Here is a 21,650-nt window from a genome sequence, read left to right as displayed (position 1 = left end):
CCCAGCCATCCACTGGATCCACAGGAGTGATGCACACCCGCAGTGGATACGAAAACGGGGTCTGACCTGCGGAGACTAGGCTTCTCCACAGTATCCACGGCCCCTATGACGATGACTCTCCTTGTATCTACAAAGAAAGAAAGTCAAAAAGTAGAGGGGCATGCGGGCCCACCGGCCCGCCCCGTACGGTTTCTTAAGTTCCACCACACAAGGTGATCAAAACCTCAGGAGACGGTCCAAAGTGAAGTTCCGCATCGAGAGAGACGTTCTCGCCGACGCCGTTGCCTGGACCGCGCGCTCGTTGCCGGTCCGGCCGCCCGTGCCGGTCCTGGCCGGGATGCTCATCGAGGCCGGCGACCAACTGAAGCTGTCCTCGTTCGACTACGAGGTCTCGGCGCAGATGACGATGGACATCGACGCCGACGAGCCGGGCACCGCGCTGGTGTCGGGCCGGCTGCTCGCCGAGATCTGCCGCAGCCTGCCCGCCGCCCCCGTCGAGATCACCACCGACGGGGCGAAGGTCACGCTGAAGTGCGGCTCGGCGAAGTTCACACTCCTCACCATGCCTGTGGAGGACTACCCGAGCCTCCCGGCGATGCCGCCCGCCGCGGGCACCATCGGCAGCGACGCGTTCGCCGCCGCCGTCTCCCAGGTCGCGATCGCCGCCGGCCGCGACGACACCCTCCCCATGCTCACCGGTGTGCGTGTGGAGATCGAGGGCGAGACCGTGACCCTGGCCTCCACCGACCGGTACCGTCTCGCGGTCCGTACGCTCCGCTGGCAGCCGGAGCGGCCCGACATCTCCGCGGTCGCCCTCGTGCCCGCCAAGACGCTCTCCGACACCGCCAAGTCCCTCACCTCGGGCGCGGAGGTCTCGATCGCGCTGGCGGCCGGTGGCAGCGGCGAGGGCATGATCGGCTTCGAGGGCGGCGGCCGCCGTACGACGACCCGCCTGCTCGACGCGGAGTTCGTGAAGTACCAGTCGCTGTGGCCGAAGGAGACCTCGGCCGTGGCGGAGATCCAGACGGGCCCGTTCGCCGAGGCCGTGAAGCGCGTGGGCCTGGTCGCGGAGAAGAACACCCCCGTCCGCCTGTCGTTCCGGCAGGACGAGGTCGTGCTCGAGGCGGGCAGCGGCGACGATGCACAGGCTGTGGAAGTTCTGGGCGCTTCGCTGGACGGTCAGGACATCGACATCGCGTTCAACCCGAACTTCCTGCTCGACGGCCTCAGCGCGATCGGTTCGGACGTCGCCCGGCTGGCCATGACGACCTCGACGAAGCCCGCGGTCATCACCGGTAAGCCCGCCGACGACGGCGATCCGGACTACCGCTATCTGATCATGCCCATCCGGCTGTCAAGCTGAATCTCAGGGGTAACTAGGCTCAGACGGACACAGAGCGCCATCTGAGGAGATGTTCATGGAACTCGGGATGATCGGGCTCGGCCGCATGGGCGGCAATATGGCCAAGCGGATCAAGCAGGCCGGGCACACGGTCGTCGGCTATGACCGTGACCCGGCGGTCAGCGACGTCGGCTCGCTGGAGGAGCTCGTCCAGCGGCTGAACGCCCCACGGGCGGTATGGGTCATGGTCCCCGCCGGCGGCCCGACCCGGGAGACGGTCGACCGGCTCGGCGAGCTGCTCGAGGCGGGCGACGTCGTGGTCGACGGCGGCAACTCGCACTACCAGGACGACCAGAAGCACGCCGAGCTGCTGGCCGAGCGCGGCATCGGCTTCGTCGACGCCGGCGTCAGCGGCGGCGTCTGGGGCCTGCAGAACGGCTACGCGCTGATGGTCGGCGGCGGCGACGAGAACGTCAAGCAGCTCATGCCGATCTTCGAGGCGCTCAAGCCCGAGGGCGAGTACGGCTTCGTGCACGCGGGCGCCGTCGGGGCCGGGCACTTCGCCAAGATGGTCCACAACGGCATCGAGTACGGCATGATGCAGGCCTTCGCGGAGGGCTGGGAGCTGCTCGAGGCCAGCGGCGTCGTCAACAACGTCCCGGAGACCTTCCGCAGCTGGCGCGAGGGCACGGTCATCCGGTCCTGGCTGCTCGACCTGGCCGACCGCGCGCTGAAGGAGGACCCGGAGCTGGCCCACCTCAAGGGTTATGCACAGGACTCCGGCGAGGGCCGGTGGACGGTGCAGGCGGCCGTGGACCTCGCGGTGCCGCTGCCCGTGATCACCGCGTCGCTGTTCGCGCGGTTCGCCTCGCGGCAGGACGATTCGCCGGCGATGAAGATGATCGCCGCGCTGCGCAACCAGTTCGGCGGCCACGCGGTGGAGACGTTGAAGGGCGCCGACTCCCCTGGCGCGGACGTCGCCCCGCCGCAGTCCTGAGCCTTCCGCAGCGCCATCCTGTGGACGAGCGCGGCCCCGCGCCCCGGTGCTCCGGGGCGTATCCGTCCCGGTCATCCACAGGGTTGTGGAAAAATCCGGCCCGTTCTGGGGACGGCGGTTCCGGAGCCCTGGTAGCGGCCGTGGTCTCCCCGCGGTGCCGGGACGACCGTGTCGTCCAGGCCGCACCCGTGCCCGGCGGGGCCGGTGTGCGGCCGGGCAGCGGGGAGCGTCTACAGGGCCTACCCTCATCTGGGTGTACGTCGCCCACCTCGCGCTGCAGGACTTCCGGTCGTACGAGTCCGCGGAGATCGCCCTCGACCCGGGGATCAGCGCCTTCCTCGGCCCGAACGGCCAGGGCAAGACGAACCTCGTCGAGGCGATCGGCTACGTCGCGCTGCACGGCAGCCATCGTGTGTCCACGGACGCGCCGCTGGTCAGACACGGCGCGCCGCGCGCGATCGTACGAGCCGGGGTCGTCCGGGACGAGCGCAAGGCGCTGATCGAGCTGGAGATCAATCCGGGCCGGGCCAACCGCGCCCGGCTGAACCGGTCGCCCGTCCAGCGCCCCCGCGAGGTGCTGGGGATGCTGCGTACCGTCCTGTTCGCGCCCGAGGACCTGGTCCTGGTCAAGGGCGATCCCGGGGAGCGCCGCCGGTTCCTCGACGAGCTGCTGACCGTGCGCGCCCCGCGGTTCGCGGCGGTGCGCTCGGACTACGACCGTGTCCTCAAGCAGCGCAACGCCCTGTTGAAATCCGCCGCCCAGCACCGCCGGGCGCCCGGTCCGGAGGTGCTGAGCACCCTCGACGTGTGGGACACCCACCTGGCGCGTACGGGCGCCGAGCTCCTCGGCGCCCGTCTCGAGCTGGTCGCGGCGCTCGGCCCGCTGGTCGCCAAGGCGTACGCCGCATTGGCCCCCGGCGGCGCGGCCGACCTGGAGTACCGCGCGTCCGTCGGCCTGGCGGAAGAGTTGTCCACAGACCGTGCACAACTCGCCGAGGCCCTGTTGGCGGGCATGGCGGAGTCGCGCAAGAACGAGCTCGAGCGGGGGGTGAGCCTGGTCGGCCCGCACCGGGACGAGCTGCTGCTCAAGCTCGGCGACCTGCCGGCGCGCGGCTACGCCAGCCACGGCGAGTCCTGGTCGTTCGCGCTCGCGCTGCGCCTCGCGTCGTACGAGCTGCTGCGCGCCGACGGCGACGACCCGGTGCTGATCCTGGACGACGTCTTCGCCGAGCTCGACTCCGGGCGCCGTACCCGGCTGGCCGATCTGGTGGCCCAGGCCGAACAGGTGCTGATCACCGCGGCGGTCCCCGAGGACGTACCCGAACGGCTCAGCGGCGCGACGTACGAGGTCGCGAGTGGGGAGGTCACCCGTGTCCGATGACCAGCAAGATCCACAGCCTGTGGAAAAACCGAAGTCGGGGATCGAGCTGGCCCGGGAGGCCCTCGCGCAGGCCAAGGCCGACGCGAAGGCGCGCGGCGCCCAGCCCGGGCAGACGCGGAAGAAGCGTGCGCCGCGCGGCGGCCGGGAGGGCGGCCGGCGCGGCGGCGACCCGACGGCGTTCGGCCCGGCCATCCGGGAGCTCCTCGCGGCACGCGGCTGGCAGGAGCGCGCCGCGGTCGGCGGCGTGTTCGGGCGCTGGCCGCAGATCGTGGGGCCGGAGCTGGCCGAGCACACCGAGCCGCAGACGTTCGAGGACGGGATCCTCGTCGTGGCGGCCGACTCGAACACCTGGGCGGCGCAGCTGCGCCTGCTGTCCGGACCGCTGGTGAAGCGGCTCAACGAGGAGCTCGGGCACGGCACCGTCCAGCGGGTGAAGGTCATCGGTCCCTCGTCGGGGCCGCGCGGGACGGGCCGGCTGCGGGTGACCGGCGGCCGCCGCCGTACCCCGTGAGGCGCCGTTGTCCACAGGCTGTGGGCGTGGGCTTGCGCGGCCGGGGGTGATTCGTTTTCGTCGTCCGTACGCCTCGTGACCCCCCGGGACCGGTAGGGGGACTTCCGGGCGACTCTGTTCGTCGCTTGTGCGGGCTGAGAACGCCCTACATGGCCCAAGAACGGGTCCGGGACGGATAGAATGGAAGCCGGATACAGGACACGATCGCCGTTGCGGGCCGCCCGTGGATCGGGCGCCCTGCTTGTGTATACGGGGAGCTGCGCGGCGCGTGTCCTCCGGCAGGAGGATCTCCACTTGGCGTACGACGCTAGCTCGATCACTGTCCTAGAAGGCCTTGAGGCGGTTCGCAAGCGCCCGGGCATGTACATCGGTTCCACCGGAGAGCGCGGTCTCCACCATCTCGTCTACGAGATCGTGGACAACTCGGTCGACGAGGCACTGGCGGGGTACGCCGACACCATCGAGGTGACGCTGCTGCCCGACGGCGGCGTCCGGGTCCAGGACAACGGCCGCGGCATCCCCGTCGGCGAGCACCCGGTGGAGAAGCGACCGGCCATCGAGCTGGTCCTCACCACGCTGCACGCGGGCGGCAAGTTCGACAGCAAGTCGTACGCCGTCTCCGGTGGCCTGCACGGTGTGGGCTCGGCCGTCGTGAACGCCCTGTCCACCCGGCTGGAGGCCGAGGTGCGCACCGACGGCCACGTGTGGCGGCAGTCCTACACCTGGCAGGGCGCCGAGGGCCCGCTGCAGAAGGGCGAGCCGACCGACGAGACCGGCACCACGATCACCTTCTGGCCGGACGGGTCGATCTTCGAGACGCTCGATTGGAACTTCGAGACGCTCAGCCGGCGCATGCAGGAGATGGCGTTCCTCAACCGGGGCCTGTCCATCACCCTGCGCGACGAGCGGCCGGAGCACATCAACGGCGAGCCGCGCGTGGTCGCGTACCGCTACGAGGGCGGCATCGAGGACTTCGTCCGCTACATCAACGCGAAGAAGGAGACCGTCCACGAGTCGGTCATCGCGTTCAACGAGGAGACCGACGGCATGTCGGTCGAGGTCGCGATGCAGTGGAGCGGCTCCTACTCCGAGTCCGTGCACACCTTCGCCAACACGATCAACACGGCGGAGGGCGGCACCCACGAGGAGGGCTTCCGCGCCGCGCTGACGACCGTCGTCAACAAGTACGCGCGTGAGCAGAAGCTCCTGCGCGAGGGTAAGGACGACAACCTCGCCGGTGAGGACGTCCGCGAGGGCCTCACCGCCATCATCTCGATCAAGCTGGCCGACCCGCAGTTCGAGGGCCAGACCAAGACCAAGCTCGGCAACACCGAGGCGCGGTCGTTCGTCCAGCGCGCGATGTACGAGAACCTGCGCGACTGGCTGGACCGCAACCCCGGCGAGGCCAAGGAGGTCATCAACAAGGCCACGCAGGCGGCCCGCGCCCGGATCGCCGCCCGGCAGGCGCGCGACCTGACGCGCCGCAAGAGCCTGCTGGAGTCGACCTCGCTGCCCGGCAAGCTGTCGGACTGCCAGTCGACCGACCCGGCCAAGTGCGAGATCTACGTCGTGGAGGGCGACTCGGCGGGCGGCTCGGCCAAGGGCGGCCGCGACGCCATGCACCAGGCGATCCTCCCGATCCGCGGCAAGATCCTCAACGTGGAGAAGGCCCGCATCGACCGGGTCCTGAAGAACAACGAGGTCCAGGCGATGATCACCGCCCTGGGCACCGGCATCCACGACGAGTTCGACATCGAGAAGCTGCGGTACCACAAGATCATCCTGATGGCCGACGCCGACGTCGACGGCCAGCACATCCGCACGCTGCTGCTGACCCTGCTGTTCCGCTTCATGAAGCCCCTGGTCGAGGCCGGCCACGTCTACCTCGCCCAGCCGCCGCTCTACAAGATCAAGTGGGACGCGCGGGGCAACGACTCGGACTACGCCTACTCCGACCGTGAACGCGACGCGGTCATCGAGGCGGGCATCGCGGGCGGCAAGCGCGACCCGCGCCCGCGCGACGGCGTGCAGCGGTTCAAGGGCCTCGGCGAGATGAACGCCAACGAGCTGTGGGACACCACGATGGACCCGGCCAACCGCGTTCTGCTCCAGGTCACGCTCGACGACGCCGCCCAGGCCGACGAGCTGTTCACCGTTCTCATGGGCGAGGACGTCGAGGCGCGGCGCTCGTTCATCCAGCGCAACGCCAAGGACGTGCGCTTCCTCGACATCTGACCGGCGCTCGGGCACCGGGCCGATCCCCGGTGCCGCCCGGCCACTGACTCAACAGCGGAAGAGGTTCTCAGGTGACGGACGTTACCTTGCCGCCGGAAGGCCCGGCCGACCGGATCGAACCGGTCGACATCCAGGTCGAGATGCAGCGCAGCTATCTCGACTACGCGATGTCGGTCATCGTCTCGCGGGCGCTGCCCGAGGTGCGCGACGGCCTCAAGCCCGTGCACCGGCGCGTGCTGTACGCGATGTACGACGGCGGGTACCGGCCCGACCGCGGCTACTTCAAGTGCGCCCGCGTCGTCGGTGACGTCATGGGTAACTACCACCCCCACGGCGACGCCTCGATCTACGACACCGTCGTACGCCTCGCGCAGCCGTGGGCGATGCGGTACCCCCTGGTCGACGGCAACGGCAACTTCGGCTCGCCGGGCAACGACCCGGCCGCGGCCATGCGGTACACCGAGTGCCGGATGGCGCCGCTGGCCATGGAGATGCTGCGGGACATCGAGAAGGAGACCGTCGACTTCTCGCCCAACTACGACGGGCGCTCCCAGGAGCCCGAGGTCCTGCCCAGCCGCTTCCCGAACCTCCTCGTCAACGGCTCGGCCGGCATCGCGGTCGGCATGGCCACCAACATCCCGCCGCACAACCTGCGCGAGGTCACGGCCGGCGTCGAGTGGTACCTCGACAACTTCGAGGCCACCGACGAGGCGCTCCTCGACGCGCTGATCGAGCGGATCAAGGGCCCGGACTTCCCCACCTACGGCCTGATCGTCGGCCGCCGCGGCATCGAGGAGGCCTACCGTACGGGCCGCGGCCTGATCACGATGCGGGCGGTCGTCGAGGTCGAGGAGATCCAGGGCCGTACGTGCCTCGTCGTCACCGAGCTGCCGTACCAGGTCAACCCCGACAACCTTGCGCTGAAGATCGCCGAGCAGGTCAAGGAAGGCAAGATCAGCGGCGTCGCCGACGTACGGGACGAGACCTCCGGCCGCACCGGCCAGCGGCTCGTCATCGTGCTCAAGCGCGACGCGGTCGCCAAGGTCGTCCTCAACAACCTGTACAAGCACACCCAGCTGCAGGAGACGTTCGGCGCGAACATGCTCGCGCTGGTCGACGGCGTGCCCCGTACGCTCCGCCTCGACCAGTTCGTCCGCTACTGGGTCGATCACCAGGTCGACGTCGTCGTCCGGCGCACCCGCTTCCTGCTGCGCAAGGCCGAAGAGCGCGCCCACATCCTGCGCGGCCTCCTCAAGGCCCTCGACCGCATCGAAGAGGTCATCGCGCTGATCCGGCGCTCGCCGTCCGCGGCCGAGGCGCAGAACGGCCTGATGCAGCTCCTGGAGATCGACGAGATCCAGGCGCAGGCCATCCTCGACATGCAGCTGCGCAAGCTGGCCGCCCTCGAGCGCCAGCAGATCACCGATGAGTACGACAAGCTCATGGCGGAGATCGCGGACTACAACGACATCCTCGCCTCGCCGGAGCGGCAGCGCGCGATCGTCCGCGACGAGCTGCAGACCATCGTCGAGAAGTTCGGCGACGAGCGCCGCACCCAGATCATCCCCTTCGAGGGCGATGTGTCGATGGAAGACCTCATCGCCGAAGAGGACGTCGTCGTCACCATCACCCGCGGCGGCTACGCCAAGCGCACCAAGACCGACCTGTACCGCGCGCAGAAGCGCGGCGGCAAGGGCGTACGCGGCGCGCAGCTCAAGCAGGACGACATCGTCGACCACTTCTTCGTGACGACGACCCACCACTGGATCCTGTTCTTCACCAACAAGGGCCGCGTCTACCGCGCCAAGGCGTACGAACTGCCCGAGGCCGGCCGGGACGGCCGCGGTCAGCACGTCGCCAACCTGCTGGCGTTCCAGCCCGACGAGCGCATCGCCGAGGTCCTCGACCTGCGCGACTACGGCGTCTCCCCGTACCTCGTCCTCGCCACCAAGCAGGGCCGTGTCAAGAAGACCGACCTGTCGGCGTACGACTCGCCGCGGTCCGCCGGGCTCATCGCGATCAACCTCGAAGAGGGCGACGAGGTCATCGCCGCCCGCCTGGTCTCCCCCGAGGACGACCTGCTCATGGTGAGCAGCGGCGCGCAGGCCATCCGCTTCCCCGCCCGCGACGACGTCCTGCGCCCGATGGGCCGCGCCACCGCCGGCGTCATCGGCATGCGGTTCGACGACGGCCAGGAAGTCCTCGACATGCATGTCGTCCTCGAAGGCGAAGACGTGCTGGTCGCCACCGAGGGCGGATACGCCAAGCGCACCCCCGCCGACCAATACCCCCTTCACGGTCGTGGGGGGAAGGGTGTACTGACCGCTAAGATCGTGGAGAATCGCGGCAGGCTGGTCGGTGCCCTCATGGTCAGGCCCGAGGATGAGGTGTACGCCATGACTGCCAGCGGTGGCGTAATCCGTACACGAGCGGCCGAGATCAAGCAGTCTGGGCGCTCCACGATGGGGGTACGCCTTATGAATCTCGCTGATGGGGACAGTGTGGTCGCCATCGCGAGGAACGTGGAGTCCATCGAGGACACCGAGGCTGAGCCGGACACAGAGTCCGGGGAGGGGAGCGACGCGTGAGACGCCTCGTGGCGCGTCATGACGTGAGTCGCCTCCCCGGGGAGGTTATATGACGGCCAAAGCCGGAAAGGGCGCCGACGGGGAGTCCGGGCGTACCACCGGGAAGGGCGGCAAGAGCGGCCCGGGCAAGAAGACCAGCGCCGCGAACAGGCCGCCGACCGACGAGGTGACGGTGAAGAAGACCGACGACAAGGCCAACGAGGTGGAGCCGGCCGATCGGGCGGAGGAGACCGTCATCGACCTGGCCACCAAGAAGGACGGCAGCGAGGACACCGTCCAGGACCTCAGGCTGCCGCCCAAGAAGCCGGACCCCACCGGAGACGCCGCCGGCAGCAAGGACCGGCTCGTCTCCCGGGGTTCCAAGAGCTCCCTGGATGAGGGATCGACCACGGAAACGTCGAAGACGAGCGAGCCCGGCACCGCGTCGGGTAGGACGACGTCCATGGACATTCCCAAGACCAGTCCAGGCTTCGGCTCTACCGGCTCCGCGACCGGCCCCGGCCCGTCGTCGTACGGACCCGGCTCCTCCACCGCCCTGGAGCCCGCTCGGCGGCCCGCGGACGCGACCCCGCCCGCCGGCGGCAAGCCCGCCGGGCGCAAGGCGCCGCGGAAGGCTCACCTTCAGGTCGCCCGGTTCGAGCCGTGGTCGGTGATGAAGTTCAGCTTCATCATGTCGCTGGTGTGCTTCCTGGTGCTGTTCGTCGCGGTCACCGTGCTCTACCTCATCCTGTCGGCGCTGGGCGTCTTCGACGCCCTCACCAACACGATCAAGGACCTGCAGGGCAAGACCAGCGGCGGCCTGAACCCCGCCAGCTGGTTCTCCGCCGCCCGGATCCTCGGCTACACCGCGCTGATCGGCACCCTCAACGTCCTCCTCATCACCGCTCTGGCGACCGTCTGGTCGGTCATCTACAACATGGCCGCCGACCTCGTCGGAGGCGTCGAGGTCACCCTCAAGGAGGCCGACCAGTAAGACTGCGGTCCGCCGCCCCGGAGAACGGGATTCGATTTCCTGTTGGGGCCGACGATCGGGTATGTTTCTCGACGTCGCCCCGGTTACTTCGACACGGGGGCGGCTGCATGGGCCTATAGCTCAGTCGGTTAGAGCGCATCCCTGATAAGGATGAGGCCGGTGGTTCAAGTCCACCTAGGCCCACGCGAGGCGGGTCACCATGGTCGGCGCTGGAGCGCCTTCCCGGTGGCCCGCGTTTTGTTTTTCGGGGGGACGACCCCCCGAGCCCCCCGATGTGGGGGCTCCGCCCCCACGCCCCCTCTCGGGCTGGGGTTTGCGAAGGCCAACAGGTCGCCGTAGGGCTGAGCCGCCGACCGTGCCGCGCCTCTGCGCCACCGGTAAGTGCGATCGCAGACTCGCCGACCTCGCGCGACCGATGAAGATCTTTTGGTCTTCTGGAGACACAGCGAGCCCATCACCTCCGCATTCTGACGCGCCGCGAGCCCCGTGCTTTGCCGAATTCCGCTGTATCGGATCAAGACGAACCCCGGCCAGCGCGGCCGGGGTTCGTGTGCTGGGAGTCGGTCCTGGAGAAGGAATCTCGTGGGGACCAGCTCAGGTCACAGCAGATCAGAGCGGGAACTTGATCTTGCTGACTTCCGCTTCGAGCTCCGCGAGGTTCTTGGCCGCCGCCATGACGAACTTGAAGGCGTCCGTGACTTCCTCGTCGGAGAGCTTGCTGTAGTCGCTCGGGGTACCGGCGCCGAGGTCCGCGAAGACCTCGGCGATGGCCTGGAACTTGTTGGCCACGCCCCTGGCCGACTCGGGGATCAGGGCCAGGGTGATCTGCCGCACCTGCTCCTCGGCAGCCGGGTTGCCGGCGGCAGCCAGCGGGCCCAGGGCAGTGATGAGATCCAGCTTGTTCTGGATGGACTCCTGCGCGGCAGACAGCTTGGCAGTCATGATGAGACTCGCCTTCGGCGAAGACGACACCTGGCATTCCGGGCGTCAGCCATGACTGTCCGACACCGATGCAAGACGCAAGCGATCTACCTGTTTTGGCAGAGGTGCCGTCTAGGCACACGCGCGGGGCAACGACCGTCCGTTGCGGCGATTCCCCGCCGTTATATAGCGCGCGTCCGTTGATCCTTCTGGCGCCGACGGCCACCCGGCGAGGAGGCGTTCGGCTTTCGGCCGCCGCTCACCGCGACGTCCGTCACCGCGCAGCCGAACTTGTCTGCGGCCACGCCGCGCACCTTCTGGGCGATCTCGGACAGGGGCCTCACGGTGTACACGAACGACGGCCCGCCGGATCGACCCCTGGAGAAGAAGAACCGCCGCGACTCTCGTCTCGCCGGCTGGAGATCGTGCTGCCGGGTTCGGCGGGGAGCATCGCTCGGCAGGGTTGCGGTTCACCGCCGGATGCTGACGGTCTATGAAGAAGGGCAACAACCGAAAATCACAGATACCGCTAAAGCGAACAACTAAGAGGTGCATCAAATGTTCGACGAGAAGACTCTCAAGGCTCTCCACAAGGCCATGAAGTTGGGTATCGGCAGCGCGGAACTCGGCCGCGTCACCGTCGCGGACTTCGCGTCGTACGTCGACGCCCGTGCGCACGCCTCCGAGGCGAAGGTGGCCCAGTACATCGAGGAGCTGGCAACCTCGGAGATCGGGGGCACCTCCATCGCGGACATGGCCCTGGAGGCGTACACCCTCCTTCGGAAGGAGGGCCAGTCGCCCACCGAGGCCGTGGAGCGCATCATCGAGACGGTGGTCGACGCGGCCACCGCTCGGGCCGAGGCGGGGTACGGGTACACCGTGAACCTGTTCGAGTGAACTGCGGTCCTCTCGTAGATCCGCATCCCACCGACACCGCGCGGCATCCGTTATGGATGCCGCGCCCCGAACGGCCGGCCGTTCACCCATCTTCCGGGTGAGCGGCTGGTTCCGTATCAGCGGGGGGATGGGACGGGCGGTGTTGGGTCCGGCGCGTATGGGTGAGAAGTATCGAGGTGCGCCTGGGGCCGGATCGCACTGATATGGTCTTAAGTAGAGCTCAGCCTTCCTTCATCCGGGACTCGTCCGGCAGGAAGGCTTTTTTCATGCCCGAGGGCGCATCGCCCCGGGTCGGCGGATCCAATCCCTCGGGCAAGGTCCGCCAAGCCTTGAGCAGTGACTTCGGCCTGGACTCTCGCCATCTTGTTCTCGTCATCAAGGAGCCTCATATGCATATGGATATCGTCCCGGTGAGGGGGCGTCGGTGAGCATGACTGCACAGTTCGGCAAGGCGGCGGCTGCGGGGACCTGGAGGCTCGGTGACCTGACGGTCAATCGCATCGGCCTCGGCGCGATGCGCCTCACGGGTGATGCCGCCTTCGATCTCGGTGCGCCGCGTGACCGCGCGCGTTCGATCAGCGTGCTCCGGCGCGCGGTCGAACTGGGCGTGAATCACATCGACACGGCCGCGTTCTACTTCTCGTCGCTCCGGTCGGCCAACGAACTGATCAACACGGCGCTGCGCCCGTACCCGGATGATCTGGTCATCGCCACCAAGGTCTGGCCGGGCCGGGACTCCTCCGGTGAGTGGTGGTGGGCCACACCGGCCCAGTTGCGGGGTCAGGTCGAGGAGAACCTGCGGCAGCTCGGTCGTGACCATCTCGACCTGGTCAACCTGCGCATCCCCCGGCGGCCGGTCGACTCGATCGCCGAGCACTTCGGGGTGCTGGCGGCTCTCCGTGACGCCGGCCTGATCCGGCACCTGGGCGTCTCGAACGCCACCGCCGAGCACCTCGCCGAGGCCCGGTCCATCGCGCCCGTGGTCTGCGTCCAGAACGCCTACGGGGTCGGCGCGCCGCCCGAGGCCCAGGCACTCCTGCGCACCTGCGGAGAGCAGGGCGTGGCGTTCGTGCCGTTCTTCACCATCGCCGGTGAAGGGCGCGAGGCCGGTGCCGGCGTTGCCGAGAGCGCGGAGGTTCTCGCCGTCGCGCGCGCCCACGGTGCGACGCCCGCGCAGGTGCGGCTGGCCTGGGCGCTGCATCAGGGGTCGCACGTTCTGGCCATTCCGGGTACCGGCGACCCGGACCATCTCGCCGAGAACGTGGCCGCGGGATCCCTGCGGCTGTCCGACGAGGAGGTGGTGCGCCTGTCGGGTCAGCCCAGGTAGTACCGGGCATACCAGCGAGTCTGCGACGCCACGGAGAAGCCCGTGAAGTCACCGGCCGCCTCGCAGCCGAGCAGGTGGGCGAGCGCCGCCGAGGCGTCCTCGGAGGCGGCGGCCGCCAGGTGCTCCTTCGTCTCCTCCAGGCCGGCGCCGCAGAGCAGTTGCACATCGATCGAGCAGTGCGCGTCCCAGCTCGACTCCTTGGCCCGCCAGATGGGCAGCACGTCGCCCAGGTCACCCGCGTTGAAGAGCTGCACACAGCTCAGCTTCAGCAACGCGGTGTCACCATCGCCCTGGCGCCGGCGTTCCATCGCCGTGCGAGTCTCCAGCAGCTCACGGATTCGTTCAAGATCTCCTGCGGATGGACGCAGGCCGTACCGCCGCAGGCTCTCATCCTCATCCACAACGGGATTCTCGCATGGGCGGGGAGGCGGCCTGTCCGCGGCGAATGGTCACGCGGTTCACTGGAATTGGCCGACTGTTTTCATTTCTTTCACGCCGCTCACCGGAGCCATGGCGTTCCGGTAAAGCGACACGTGCCGAGTCGCACGATAAACCCGTGTATCGAACCGTGTTCTGGCGGCCGCCCTCCCGTACGGGGAGGCGGCCGCCAGAGATCACGAGAGCGACGGCACGTTCACCATCGGTACCAGCGGCGACGCGGGCCGCCGGAGGTCGCCGAGCCGCGGAAGACGAAGCCCAGCAGCCACAGCACCAGCACGATGATTGCGAGCCACCACAGGATGTGGACGGCGAATCCGGCGCCGCCGAGGATAAGAGCGAGGATGAGAACCGCGATCAAGAGGGGCACTTTTTTCTCCTTTCGGGTCTGGCGTCCTCTTCATGACCGACAGGAAAGCGGTTAAACATCCGCCGTGACGGATCGGGTGGCAAGCGCCGGGAAATAACGAATTGTAGATACGTGAACTCGCGCCGTGAGCAGACGCCGGTGAGCCGTCGCAGGCCGACCCGTGCCGGCGGACGCGCTGCGGCACGCCGGTGCGGAGGGCGTCAGAAGGAGAAGCCGCCCGGCCGCCCGTTGCGGTCGGCGATGAGCCCGGCCAGCGTCGCGACGGCGATCTCCGCGGGCGTACGGGAGCCGATGTTCAGGCCGACCGGCCGATGGACCCGTGCGATCTCCTCGGCCGGTACGCCCAGCTCCGTCAGGAGCCGTACGTGCGGGCCGGGGTGGCGTGGATTGCCGAGCACGCCGATCCACCGGACGTCACGGGTCAGCAGGTCGCGCAGGACGACGCCGAGGTCGGAGCGGTGGTGGTCGGTGACGACGACGTCCGCCGTACCGTCCAGGTCCGCGGGCGGGGCGGTCACCACCGCGGCGGAGTCGTGCGCCGCGGTGGCCGCGCGCTCGGCGTCCGGCTCCAGCAGGAGACATCGGTAACCGAGCTCGCCGCCGAACCGCAGCAGGTGGTCGGCCACCGGCGAGGCGAACACCGCGACGAGCGTACGGTCGCCCACGTCGCCGGGGGCCTCGCCGTGCGCGACGGCGCATGCCGGGTCGTGCTCGTGTCCCTCGGCCATGCCGCCAGTCTCGCACGGAGTTCGGCGAGATTGACCTGAAGCATGGTTGAGGTTGCAGGGTGGAGCACCGGACGTGATCGAGCGAGGGAGATTCCGTGCACGCCATCCGACAGCATGAGTTCGGCCCGCCGGAGAACCTGCGATACGAGGAGGTCCCGGACCCGCGGCCCGGCGCGGGACAGGTGGGCGTCGCCGTACGGGCGTGCGGGGTGCACCTGGTCGACACGATGCTGCGCAGGGGGACGTACGAGGGGCCGTTCGCGCTGCCTGACCTGCCGATGACCCCCGGCCGTGAGGTGGCCGGGGTGGTCGAGGACCTCGGCGACGGCGTCGACGAGAGCTGGCTCGGCCGGCGCGTGGTGGTCCATCTCGGCATGGCGAGCGGGGGCTACGCCGAACGCGCCGTCGCCAACGTGACGGACCTGCACCCGCTCCCCGACGACCTGGACTACGCCGCCGCCGTGGCGATGGTCGGGACCGGCCGCATGACCATCGGCATCCTCGACGTCGCGCGGCCGACGGCGGAGGACGTGGTGCTCGTGACGGCGGCCGCGGGCGGGATCGGCACGATGCTCGTGCAGGCGGCGCGGAACCTCGGCGCCACGGTCGTCGGTCTGGCCGGCGGTGCCGCGAAGGTCGCCCGCGTACGGGAGTCCGGGGCCACGGTCGCGGTCGACTACACGGCGCCGGACTGGACGGACCGGGTACGGGACGCGCTGGAGGGCCGTGGGATCACCCTGGTGCTGGACGGTGTCGGCGGCCCGGCCGGACAGGCCGCCTTCGACCTGCTCGCTCCCGGGGGCCGGCTGGTCGTCTTCGGCTGGTCCGGCGGTGAACCGATCCGGTTCGACTCCGCGGACCTGTTCAAGCGCAGCCTGTCGGCGTCCGTCGCCCTCGGCCCCGGGATCCTCCGCCGTCCGGACGGTCTGCGCGGTCTCCAGGAGAGGGCGCTCGCCGAGGCGGCGGCGGGCCGCCTCGTCCCGGCCGTGCAGACGTTCGCGTTGAAGGACGCCGTGGCGGCGCACGCCGCGTTGGAGACACGCGCCACCGTCGGCAAGGTGGTCCTGGTGCCGTGACGGCCCGGAGGTCAGGCGGGGGCCGCGGTGTTCAGCACTTCTTGAGCACCGCGCTGATGGCCTTCTTCTCGGCGGAGTCGACGGACAGGCCCCAGACGTACTTCACGCTGACGTAGGCGCGGATGTAGGTGCAGCGGAAGGCGCGGCGCGGCGGCAGCCAACGCGCGGGGTCCTTGCCGCCCTTCTGCTGGTTGACGGGGTCGTCGGCGGTCCACAGCTCGGGATGCTTCAGGTCGTTGGCGAAGGCGCGGCGCTTGGCGGTGCTCCAGGACCTCGCGCCGGAACGCCAGGCCTCCGCCAGCGCTACGAGGTGCTCGATGTCGACCTTGTGGGGGTCGGTGAGGTACTTCCCGTCATACGGGCTGTACCAGCGGCCCTTCACCGGGTAGCAGTCGGAGCCGACGCGAACGTGCGCGCCATCGCGCTTCAGGACGACCTCGCGGGTGTTGCAGCCGTGGCCCTGGTCGATCCACTGGGGGAACTTCGCGCGGCTGTACCCGGAGAGCGTGCCTTCGCGACGTACTTTCAGCCTGGCCAGTTCCTTCTTCGCCGTCGCCGTGGTGGGCGGCGATGGCGGTGCGGCGGAGGCGGGGGTCGCGAGGGCGACGGACAGTAGGGGGAGAGCGGGCAGGAGGGTGGTGACGGCGATCGCGCGTCTCACGGGCAATCTCCTCTCGGGGGGCTTCCCACGCGCGAGAGTCGCTCCCCCGAGCCACGCCGGAGCGATCACAGAGTGAACCGAGTATGGCGTTATGTGAGTCAAGTGGTAACTAGCGCCATTTACTGCGCTTTGCGGGTGGTGTCACCCCTCGGCGAGGGTCCGGAGGGTCGATGATCCACTCGCCGAGCCAGCGGCGGTGGGCCGGGGTTGGAGTGCTCGATCGCGCGGATCGGTGTAGGGGCGACCGCTCCGGCGCACCGCTGCGGCCTGGCCATCCCCGAGTTGTCCACAGGGTGTGTGGATAAGTGGGCGCGTCCGTGGCGACGAAGTCGGGCTGCGGACCGCCGAAACGGTCGGTTATCCACAGGCGGTGGAGAACATCCTCAGGTCGACAGGGTGATCCGGGCCGTCGGCGATCCGGACAATGTGCGCGGGACCGGTCCGGAGGCGTACGCCAGAGCCGAAACCGCAGGTCAGTGCGGGTCTCCGTCTGATCGGAACGGGAGACCGTGAGGGGCCCCGCGGATCCGCGCCGTACGTCCCGCACCGGGCGCCGTCCTTCACCGCCGTGCCGTCCCGGGGCATCCGTGTCCACATGATGTCCACCGGGTGGTCCGGCCTCGGCTCACTCTCTGATCATCGAGCGAACGAGACGTCGATGCCTTCGCAGCAGGTGCGCCTCAACCGGGTATACGGGGATTGTGAGGCAATTGACCGCCTCGACGCTGAAGAACCATGGAATCCAGATGTTCCGCGACCCACAGGGGGAAGGCGCACGGGCGTGCCGGAGTGGTTGCTAGGCTGCGGTAACGCAGTGCTAGTCGAGGTTTGAAGGGGTTCCCATCGTGAAGAAGCTCATCGTTCTCGCGCTGGTCGCCCTCGGTGGTTTCGCGGTTTGGCGCCGGCTTCAGCAGGACCGGGCCGAGCTGGACCTGTGGACCGAGGCGACGTCGTCCGACAGCTGAGAGATGTCTTGACCGTGCCGGCGAGGGCATACGGGGGGTGGGCGTGGACGACGATTCGCGGATCACGCTCGCCTGTCTTGACCTCGCCGGTACGACCGTCGCCGACGACGGAATGGCCGAGCGCGCCTTCACCGAGGCCCTGGTAACCCAGGGCATCGTCGCCGGCACCGACTCCTACCGCCGTGCCATGGCCCGGGTGCACGCCGCCCGCGGCAGGTCAAAAATCGACATCCTCCGCGACGTCTTCGCGGACGAGGACCGTGCCCAGGCCGCCAACCACGCGTTCGAGCAGGCGTACGACTCCATCATCGACCGGGTCGGCCTCTCCCCGATCCCCGGTGCGGAGGCGGCGATCGACGCACTCGCCGCGTCCGGAGTCCGCATCTGCCTGATGACCGGCTTCGGCAGCCGGACGCTGGGCCACATCATCGACACCCTCGGCTGGTGGAAACGCGCCGACCTACTCCTGTGCCCCGCCGACGCGGGCGGCCGCGGCCGCCCGTACCCCGACATGATCCTCAAGGCGGCGCTCCACGTGCAGGTCGACGACGTCCGCCACATCGCCGTGTGCGGTGACACCGAGAGCGACATGCGCAGCGGCCGGCGTTCGGGCGCCTCCATCGTCGCGGGCACCCTCACCGGCGCCCACGACCGCGCCCGCCTGGACGCCGCCGGCGCGACCCACATCCTCAGCAGCATCACCGAACTTCCCAAGGTCGTCGAAGCCGTAGGACGCCCCGTCACCACGCCGTACGGCGATCAGGTGGCACCATGACGAGCGGACAGTCCCCATCCCCCGGTAGGCTGTAGGGCGATCTCTAGGGGCCATAGCTCAGTTGGCAGAGCGCCTGCTTTGCAAGCAGGAAGTCCGGGGTTCAAATCCCCGTGGCTCCACCAGCCAAAACACCCCCGTCCGGATCGTCGGACGGGGGTGTCGTGCAATTAACGTGCAATTAGACCGCCGAGGCCCTGGTGCCGGTCGCGGCATCACCGCCCTGTCGGGTGGCCTTGATCCGAGCGTCCAAGGCATCCGCGATCTTGCGGTCAGCGTCGCGTGTCGCGTGCTGGTAGATCAGCGCGGCCCGATCGCTGTCGTGCCCCATCCGCGCCTTGAGGTCAGCGATGCTCGCACCACTCTGCGCCGCAGAGCGTGTTCCCCGTGTGTCGAAGGTCGTGGAAGTGGAGATCGGACAGGCCCATCTCGGCGAGCGCCTGACCCCAGTTGGAGGCGCGGCGGAAGCTGCTGCCTCGCAGGAATCCGCCCTTCGCGCCGAGGAAGACGAACGCGTCCGGGTCGTCCGCCACGTACGTTTTCAGGTGTTCGGCCAGGTCCGGAACGATCACAGCGGGGAAGCCGACGATCCGTCGACCTGCGCGGGACTTCGGAGGAGCCAGCACCATCTGTCCGCCGTCCAGCTCGATGAGCTGTTCCCGGACGCGGACGGTCTGTGCCTTCAGGTCGAGATCCGGCCGGCGTAGCGCGGTCACCTCACCCCATCGCAGACTGGCGAAGGTGGCGAGCAGCACGAGCGCCCGGTACCGCCGGTCATGCTCGATGAGCACCTGGTCCTCGGCCGCGAGCAGCCACAGCGCCCGTTCCGCCGCCGCACGGTTCGGGTACACGACCGGGGATGCGCAGGTCTCCCCGTCCGGCTCCCGGTAACGGAGTTGGAAACCGCCGGCCTTGAGCTTGCGGACGTTGCCGACAGGGCGACGGCCGAGCAGGTCGGCGAGTTCGAGGACCTGGGTGAGGCTGAGGATGGGCCGTTCGGTCGTTCGCTCGTTATCGGCCCCACGGATACGGCACGGGTTCCGCGTGATCAGCTTGTCCTCTTCGACCGCCGTCATGAGGATCGCCCGGAGCAGGCGGTACGCCTTTGCCGTAGTCGAGACGGACACGCCGGTCCCGAGGAGATCGGCACGCCACGTGCGGATCATCTGCGTGGTCAGCTTGCCGACCTGGACACGACCCAGCGGCGGCACGATGAAGCGTTCGAAGAGCCAGGTGTACAGCTCGATTGTCTTCGGCCGCAGGTTGGGCCTTTCCTTGATCCACGCAGCCCCGTACTCGCCGAGCGGAATCTTGCCGCGCTGAGGGTCGGTCCAGTCCCCTGCATAGATCTGTGCCTCGACCAGCGTCAGCCACCGTTCCGCGTCCGACTTCCGTTCGAAGGTCTCGGGTGCGGTGTGTCGCCGCCCGTCTGGACCCAGGTAGCTCGCCTGGTGGCGTCCGGAAGGAAGAACACGCACGTTGCCGAAACGGCGATGCCCTGGCTTGTTTCCCTTGGCCATCAGGCGGCTTTCCGACCGCGCCAGACGTCGGACGCGGGCATGGGCTCGACCAGGCCGGCGGCGATGAACTCACGCAGTGCGGATTCGGGGATGCGGACGAACCGGCCGACCTTGACGAAGCGGATGCGTCGTTCGGCGATCAGCCGGCGGGGGAAGCGTTCGGAGGTCTTGAGCAGTTCGGCGGCCTCGGCCACCGTCAGGAGCGGGTCATCAGCGAGGTTGGTCACGCGGCCTCCTGAGTTGCCGAAAGATCGAGGGTGGTCTTGGCATGGTCGAGTTGGCGTCGCATCTCGACCCGTTCGGCGATGGAGGCGAGTAGGCGTTGTTCGACCGGTTTCACGTCCGGGTCATCCGGGGGTGCAAGTTCCCAGGCGAACCGGCCGGGCGTGGTGGGGTGGCCGGTTGCCGAAACGCCGGCCTCCGCCAGGCGGGCGAGGACCCAGTTCTTCCGGTCGGCCTTGTGGTCCGCCAGGGTCTTGCCCGACCACTTGCGGGAGACCAGGACGCGGCGTCCGGCGTAGCCGAGGTATTCGCGGCGGTGTGCTTTGGCCTTGCAGTAGCCGGGCGTCAGTCCGTGCCGTGGATTCTTGGGTTGGATGCCGTAGCGCAGCCAGTTCGCGCACGTCGGCGAGCACGGCTCATACCGCAGCGCCTCCAGTAGCCGGTCAGCGTGATCAGCTTGCGCGGCCGTCTGGGCGTCGTGGCATTCGGCGATGTCCTTGACGAGGTACTTGGTCAGGTAGCCGATGAGCCGGGAGGACTCCGGCGTGCCCGCCATGACGCCTTGCGCGTCGATCTGCCGACCGAACCGCCCCACGTGCAGTGGTTCAGCGTCGTCGTCATCGAGCGCCTTGAGAGCGTCGGCCCAGGTGGTGAGGGGCTTGTGAGTGTCCGGGTCGAGGTAGACCCGCGCTGAGGCGTCCCAGTACGGCAGACGCTCCCCCGCGTACACGACGCGATCGGTCGGTGGCCACCACACCTGGGTGTAGGTCGCCGCGACGACCTGACGCAGTTCGGCGCGGGAGATGGTCCCGCGGATTGCCATGTGCAGGTGTGGGGCGATCCGTCTCTGTGGTTCGACGGCGGCGAAGTACTGGACGTCATAGCCGACGAACCGGCGCAGGTTCTGCACGAACCGGTCCACCAGCTTGGAGAAGTGCAACGCATCCCGCGCGGCACGGGCGTAGTCGTAGGTGGCCGGGTCGACCGGCGTCCCGTCGTTTTTCACGCGCCCGTAGGAGTCGAGGGTGAGGGTCAGGAACAGCGACGGGCGGAAGGTCTTGCCGTCCGGTGCGGTGTAGACCTTGCCCACGGTCCGGGCAGCGACGGGACGGCGGGGAAGGTCGGGCACGTCCTGGCGGCGCTTGGTGGACCGCTTGGGCCGTTCGGGCTTTTCGGTGGGGAGGCGGCCGACGACGCCGGTCTGGGTCAGTTCGGCGTTGATCTCGGTCAGCAGCTCCCGCCACTCCGAGGCATCCTCGCCAGCCGCCTCAGCGCGGTCTGCCCAGGCTTGGACCTCGGCGCGTTTCTCCATCCAGAAGCGTTGTTCTTCGTCCGGGTCGGCCCGCTCGATCACCGGCTCGGCTTCGAGGTGCCAGCCCTCCCGGCACTGAGTCGCCCGAAGCTTGCGCTTCCGCTCGGCGCACGGCGGGCACACCGACGCCAGGGTGTGCCCACACGGCATGTTCACAATCTCGGTCTCACCGGTCACCAGATCCGTCCGGCGCATGGCCACGGGGCGGATGCACACGCCGTGTTCGACGGCGACGGCCTTGACGACCTCACGCGCGAGCGGCGGCCGGACCTTGTGCGGAGCCTCCGTGGTGGTGGTCTCGTCGGTCACTTCGCCTCCCTGGTCTTGTCGGTGCCGGGGACCGCCGTCGGCCAATTCACTTCGTTCACCCTTCGGGTCGCCTTCGGCGATTGGCAGGCCGCGATCCCCTCGCGT

At 68.9% G+C, this 21,650-nt stretch carries 20 protein-coding genes and 2 tRNA genes; 14 read left to right on the top strand and 8 right to left on the bottom strand.

Going from position 1 to position 21,650, the window contains the following annotated elements:
- The first annotated feature begins 241 nt into the window (after positions 1–241).
- The 8 genes from dnaN to AB0L00_RS24225 all read left to right on the top strand — a co-directional run bounded on the left by dnaN (position 242) and on the right by AB0L00_RS24225 (position 10,210).
- The gene (gene dnaN, locus AB0L00_RS24260; protein WP_345366305.1) at positions 242–1,363 is read left to right on the top strand and encodes a DNA polymerase III subunit beta; all 1,122 of its coding nucleotides are present in this window, start codon (positions 242–244) and stop codon (positions 1,361–1,363) included.
- Positions 1,364–1,418: 55 nt separating this feature from the next.
- Positions 1,419–2,339, top strand: a complete 921-nt coding sequence (gnd, locus tag AB0L00_RS24255; protein ID WP_364438238.1) for a phosphogluconate dehydrogenase (NAD(+)-dependent, decarboxylating) — start codon at positions 1,419–1,421, stop codon at positions 2,337–2,339.
- A 253-nt stretch (positions 2,340–2,592) separates the two neighbouring features.
- Positions 2,593–3,720, top strand: a complete 1,128-nt coding sequence (gene recF / locus AB0L00_RS24250) for a DNA replication/repair protein RecF (protein ID WP_364438235.1) — start codon at positions 2,593–2,595, stop codon at positions 3,718–3,720.
- 19 nt (positions 3,721–3,739) lie between these two features.
- A complete protein-coding gene (locus AB0L00_RS24245) occupies positions 3,740–4,231 on the top strand; it encodes a DciA family protein (protein WP_345366311.1) in 492 nt (163 codons plus the stop codon).
- A 294-nt stretch (positions 4,232–4,525) separates the two neighbouring features.
- On the top strand, positions 4,526–6,466 hold the full coding sequence (gene gyrB / locus AB0L00_RS24240) for a DNA topoisomerase (ATP-hydrolyzing) subunit B (RefSeq protein WP_364438232.1): 1,941 nt from the start codon (positions 4,526–4,528) through the stop codon (positions 6,464–6,466).
- Positions 6,467–6,537: 71 nt separating this feature from the next.
- Positions 6,538–9,054 carry a DNA gyrase subunit A gene (gyrA, locus tag AB0L00_RS24235; protein WP_364438229.1) on the top strand — a complete coding sequence of 839 codons (2,517 nt, stop codon included), beginning with the start codon at positions 6,538–6,540 and terminating at the stop codon, positions 9,052–9,054.
- Positions 9,055–9,103: 49 nt separating this feature from the next.
- A complete protein-coding gene (locus AB0L00_RS24230) occupies positions 9,104–10,027 on the top strand; it encodes a DUF3566 domain-containing protein (RefSeq protein ID WP_364438226.1) in 924 nt (307 codons plus the stop codon).
- Positions 10,028–10,136: 109 nt separating this feature from the next.
- Positions 10,137–10,210 (top strand) — tRNA-Ile (locus tag AB0L00_RS24225).
- A gap of 426 nt (positions 10,211–10,636) precedes the next feature.
- On the opposite strand, the gene AB0L00_RS24220 is transcribed toward AB0L00_RS24225, so the two are convergent.
- The gene (locus tag AB0L00_RS24220) at positions 10,637–10,969 is read right to left on the bottom strand and encodes a hypothetical protein (RefSeq protein ID WP_364438223.1); all 333 of its coding nucleotides are present in this window, start codon (positions 10,967–10,969) and stop codon (positions 10,637–10,639) included.
- A 537-nt stretch (positions 10,970–11,506) separates the two neighbouring features.
- Between AB0L00_RS24220 and AB0L00_RS24215 the strand changes: the two genes are divergently transcribed.
- Entirely contained in the window at positions 11,507–11,845 is a 339-nt protein-coding gene (locus AB0L00_RS24215; protein WP_364438221.1) for a hypothetical protein, read from the top strand.
- A 430-nt stretch (positions 11,846–12,275) separates the two neighbouring features.
- Positions 12,276–13,172: an aldo/keto reductase gene (locus AB0L00_RS24210; RefSeq protein WP_364438474.1), complete on the top strand. Its 897-nt coding sequence runs from the start codon at positions 12,276–12,278 to the stop codon at positions 13,170–13,172.
- Here AB0L00_RS24210 and AB0L00_RS24205 read toward each other — a convergent pair.
- The 3 genes from AB0L00_RS24205 to AB0L00_RS24195 all read right to left on the bottom strand — a co-directional run bounded on the left by AB0L00_RS24205 (position 13,160) and on the right by AB0L00_RS24195 (position 14,708).
- A complete protein-coding gene (locus AB0L00_RS24205) occupies positions 13,160–13,573 on the bottom strand; it encodes a hypothetical protein (protein WP_364438219.1) in 414 nt (137 codons plus the stop codon). The two genes, AB0L00_RS24210 and AB0L00_RS24205, sit on opposite strands and share 13 nt — an antisense overlap.
- Before the next feature lie 233 nt (positions 13,574–13,806).
- Positions 13,807–13,980 carry a hydrophobic protein gene (locus AB0L00_RS24200; protein ID WP_364438216.1) on the bottom strand — a complete coding sequence of 58 codons (174 nt, stop codon included), beginning with the start codon at positions 13,978–13,980 and terminating at the stop codon, positions 13,807–13,809.
- Between the two features lie 200 nt (positions 13,981–14,180).
- Complete coding sequence (locus tag AB0L00_RS24195) at positions 14,181–14,708, bottom strand: XdhC family protein (protein ID WP_364438213.1); 528 nt, start codon at positions 14,706–14,708, stop codon at positions 14,181–14,183.
- Between the two features lie 95 nt (positions 14,709–14,803).
- Between AB0L00_RS24195 and AB0L00_RS24190 the strand changes: the two genes are divergently transcribed.
- On the top strand, positions 14,804–15,784 hold the full coding sequence (locus AB0L00_RS24190; RefSeq protein ID WP_364438210.1) for a zinc-binding dehydrogenase: 981 nt from the start codon (positions 14,804–14,806) through the stop codon (positions 15,782–15,784).
- 31 nt (positions 15,785–15,815) lie between these two features.
- Here the strand turns inward: AB0L00_RS24190 and AB0L00_RS24185 are convergent, their stop codons facing one another.
- On the bottom strand, positions 15,816–16,445 hold the full coding sequence (locus AB0L00_RS24185) for an HNH endonuclease family protein (protein WP_364438207.1): 630 nt from the start codon (positions 16,443–16,445) through the stop codon (positions 15,816–15,818).
- An 845-nt stretch (positions 16,446–17,290) separates the two neighbouring features.
- Here AB0L00_RS24185 and AB0L00_RS24180 point away from each other — a divergent pair.
- The 3 genes from AB0L00_RS24180 to AB0L00_RS24170 all read left to right on the top strand — a co-directional run bounded on the left by AB0L00_RS24180 (position 17,291) and on the right by AB0L00_RS24170 (position 18,307).
- Entirely contained in the window at positions 17,291–17,410 is a 120-nt protein-coding gene (locus AB0L00_RS24180; protein ID WP_252785262.1) for a DLW-39 family protein, read from the top strand.
- A 43-nt stretch (positions 17,411–17,453) separates the two neighbouring features.
- Positions 17,454–18,185: an HAD family hydrolase gene (locus tag AB0L00_RS24175; protein ID WP_364438204.1), complete on the top strand. Its 732-nt coding sequence runs from the start codon at positions 17,454–17,456 to the stop codon at positions 18,183–18,185.
- Between the two features lie 46 nt (positions 18,186–18,231).
- Positions 18,232–18,307: transfer RNA gene (locus AB0L00_RS24170), tRNA-Ala, on the top strand.
- A 219-nt stretch (positions 18,308–18,526) separates the two neighbouring features.
- Here AB0L00_RS24170 and AB0L00_RS24165 read toward each other — a convergent pair.
- The 3 genes from AB0L00_RS24165 to AB0L00_RS24155 are packed head-to-tail and all read right to left on the bottom strand — an operon-like array spanning position 18,527 to position 21,545.
- Positions 18,527–19,660 (bottom strand): tyrosine-type recombinase/integrase, encoded by a 1,134-nt coding sequence (locus tag AB0L00_RS24165; RefSeq protein ID WP_364438202.1) that lies wholly within the window; start codon positions 19,658–19,660, stop codon positions 18,527–18,529.
- 41 nt (positions 19,661–19,701) lie between these two features.
- Positions 19,702–19,929: a helix-turn-helix domain-containing protein gene (locus tag AB0L00_RS24160; protein ID WP_364438199.1), complete on the bottom strand. Its 228-nt coding sequence runs from the start codon at positions 19,927–19,929 to the stop codon at positions 19,702–19,704.
- Positions 19,926–21,545, bottom strand: a complete 1,620-nt coding sequence (locus AB0L00_RS24155) for a replication initiator (RefSeq protein ID WP_364438196.1) — start codon at positions 21,543–21,545, stop codon at positions 19,926–19,928. The genes AB0L00_RS24160 and AB0L00_RS24155 overlap by 4 nt, the downstream gene beginning before the upstream one ends.
- Positions 21,546–21,650: the final 105 nt, after the last annotated feature.

The organism is Actinoallomurus sp. NPDC052308, assembly GCF_040679195.1.
In the GTDB taxonomy this organism is placed as follows: domain Bacteria; phylum Actinomycetota; class Actinomycetes; order Streptosporangiales; family Streptosporangiaceae; genus Actinoallomurus; species Actinoallomurus liliacearum.
This window is presented reverse-complemented; position numbering and strand designations above follow the sequence as displayed.

Bases quoted from the DNA above. Each gene is read 5' to 3' on its own strand.
- gnd (WP_364438238.1), top strand. From the start codon at position 1,419: ATGGAACTCGGGATGATCGGGCTCGGCCGCATGGGCGGCAATATGGCC.
- AB0L00_RS24230 (WP_364438226.1), top strand. From the start codon at position 9,104: ATGACGGCCAAAGCCGGAAAGGGCGCCGACGGGGAGTCCGGGCGTACC.
- AB0L00_RS24220 (WP_364438223.1), bottom strand. From the start codon at position 10,969: ATGACTGCCAAGCTGTCTGCCGCGCAGGAGTCCATCCAGAACAAGCTG.
- AB0L00_RS24215 (WP_364438221.1), top strand. From the start codon at position 11,507: ATGTTCGACGAGAAGACTCTCAAGGCTCTCCACAAGGCCATGAAGTTG.
- AB0L00_RS24210 (WP_364438474.1), top strand. From the start codon at position 12,276: ATGACTGCACAGTTCGGCAAGGCGGCGGCTGCGGGGACCTGGAGGCTC.
- AB0L00_RS24195 (WP_364438213.1), bottom strand. From the start codon at position 14,708: ATGGCCGAGGGACACGAGCACGACCCGGCATGCGCCGTCGCGCACGGC.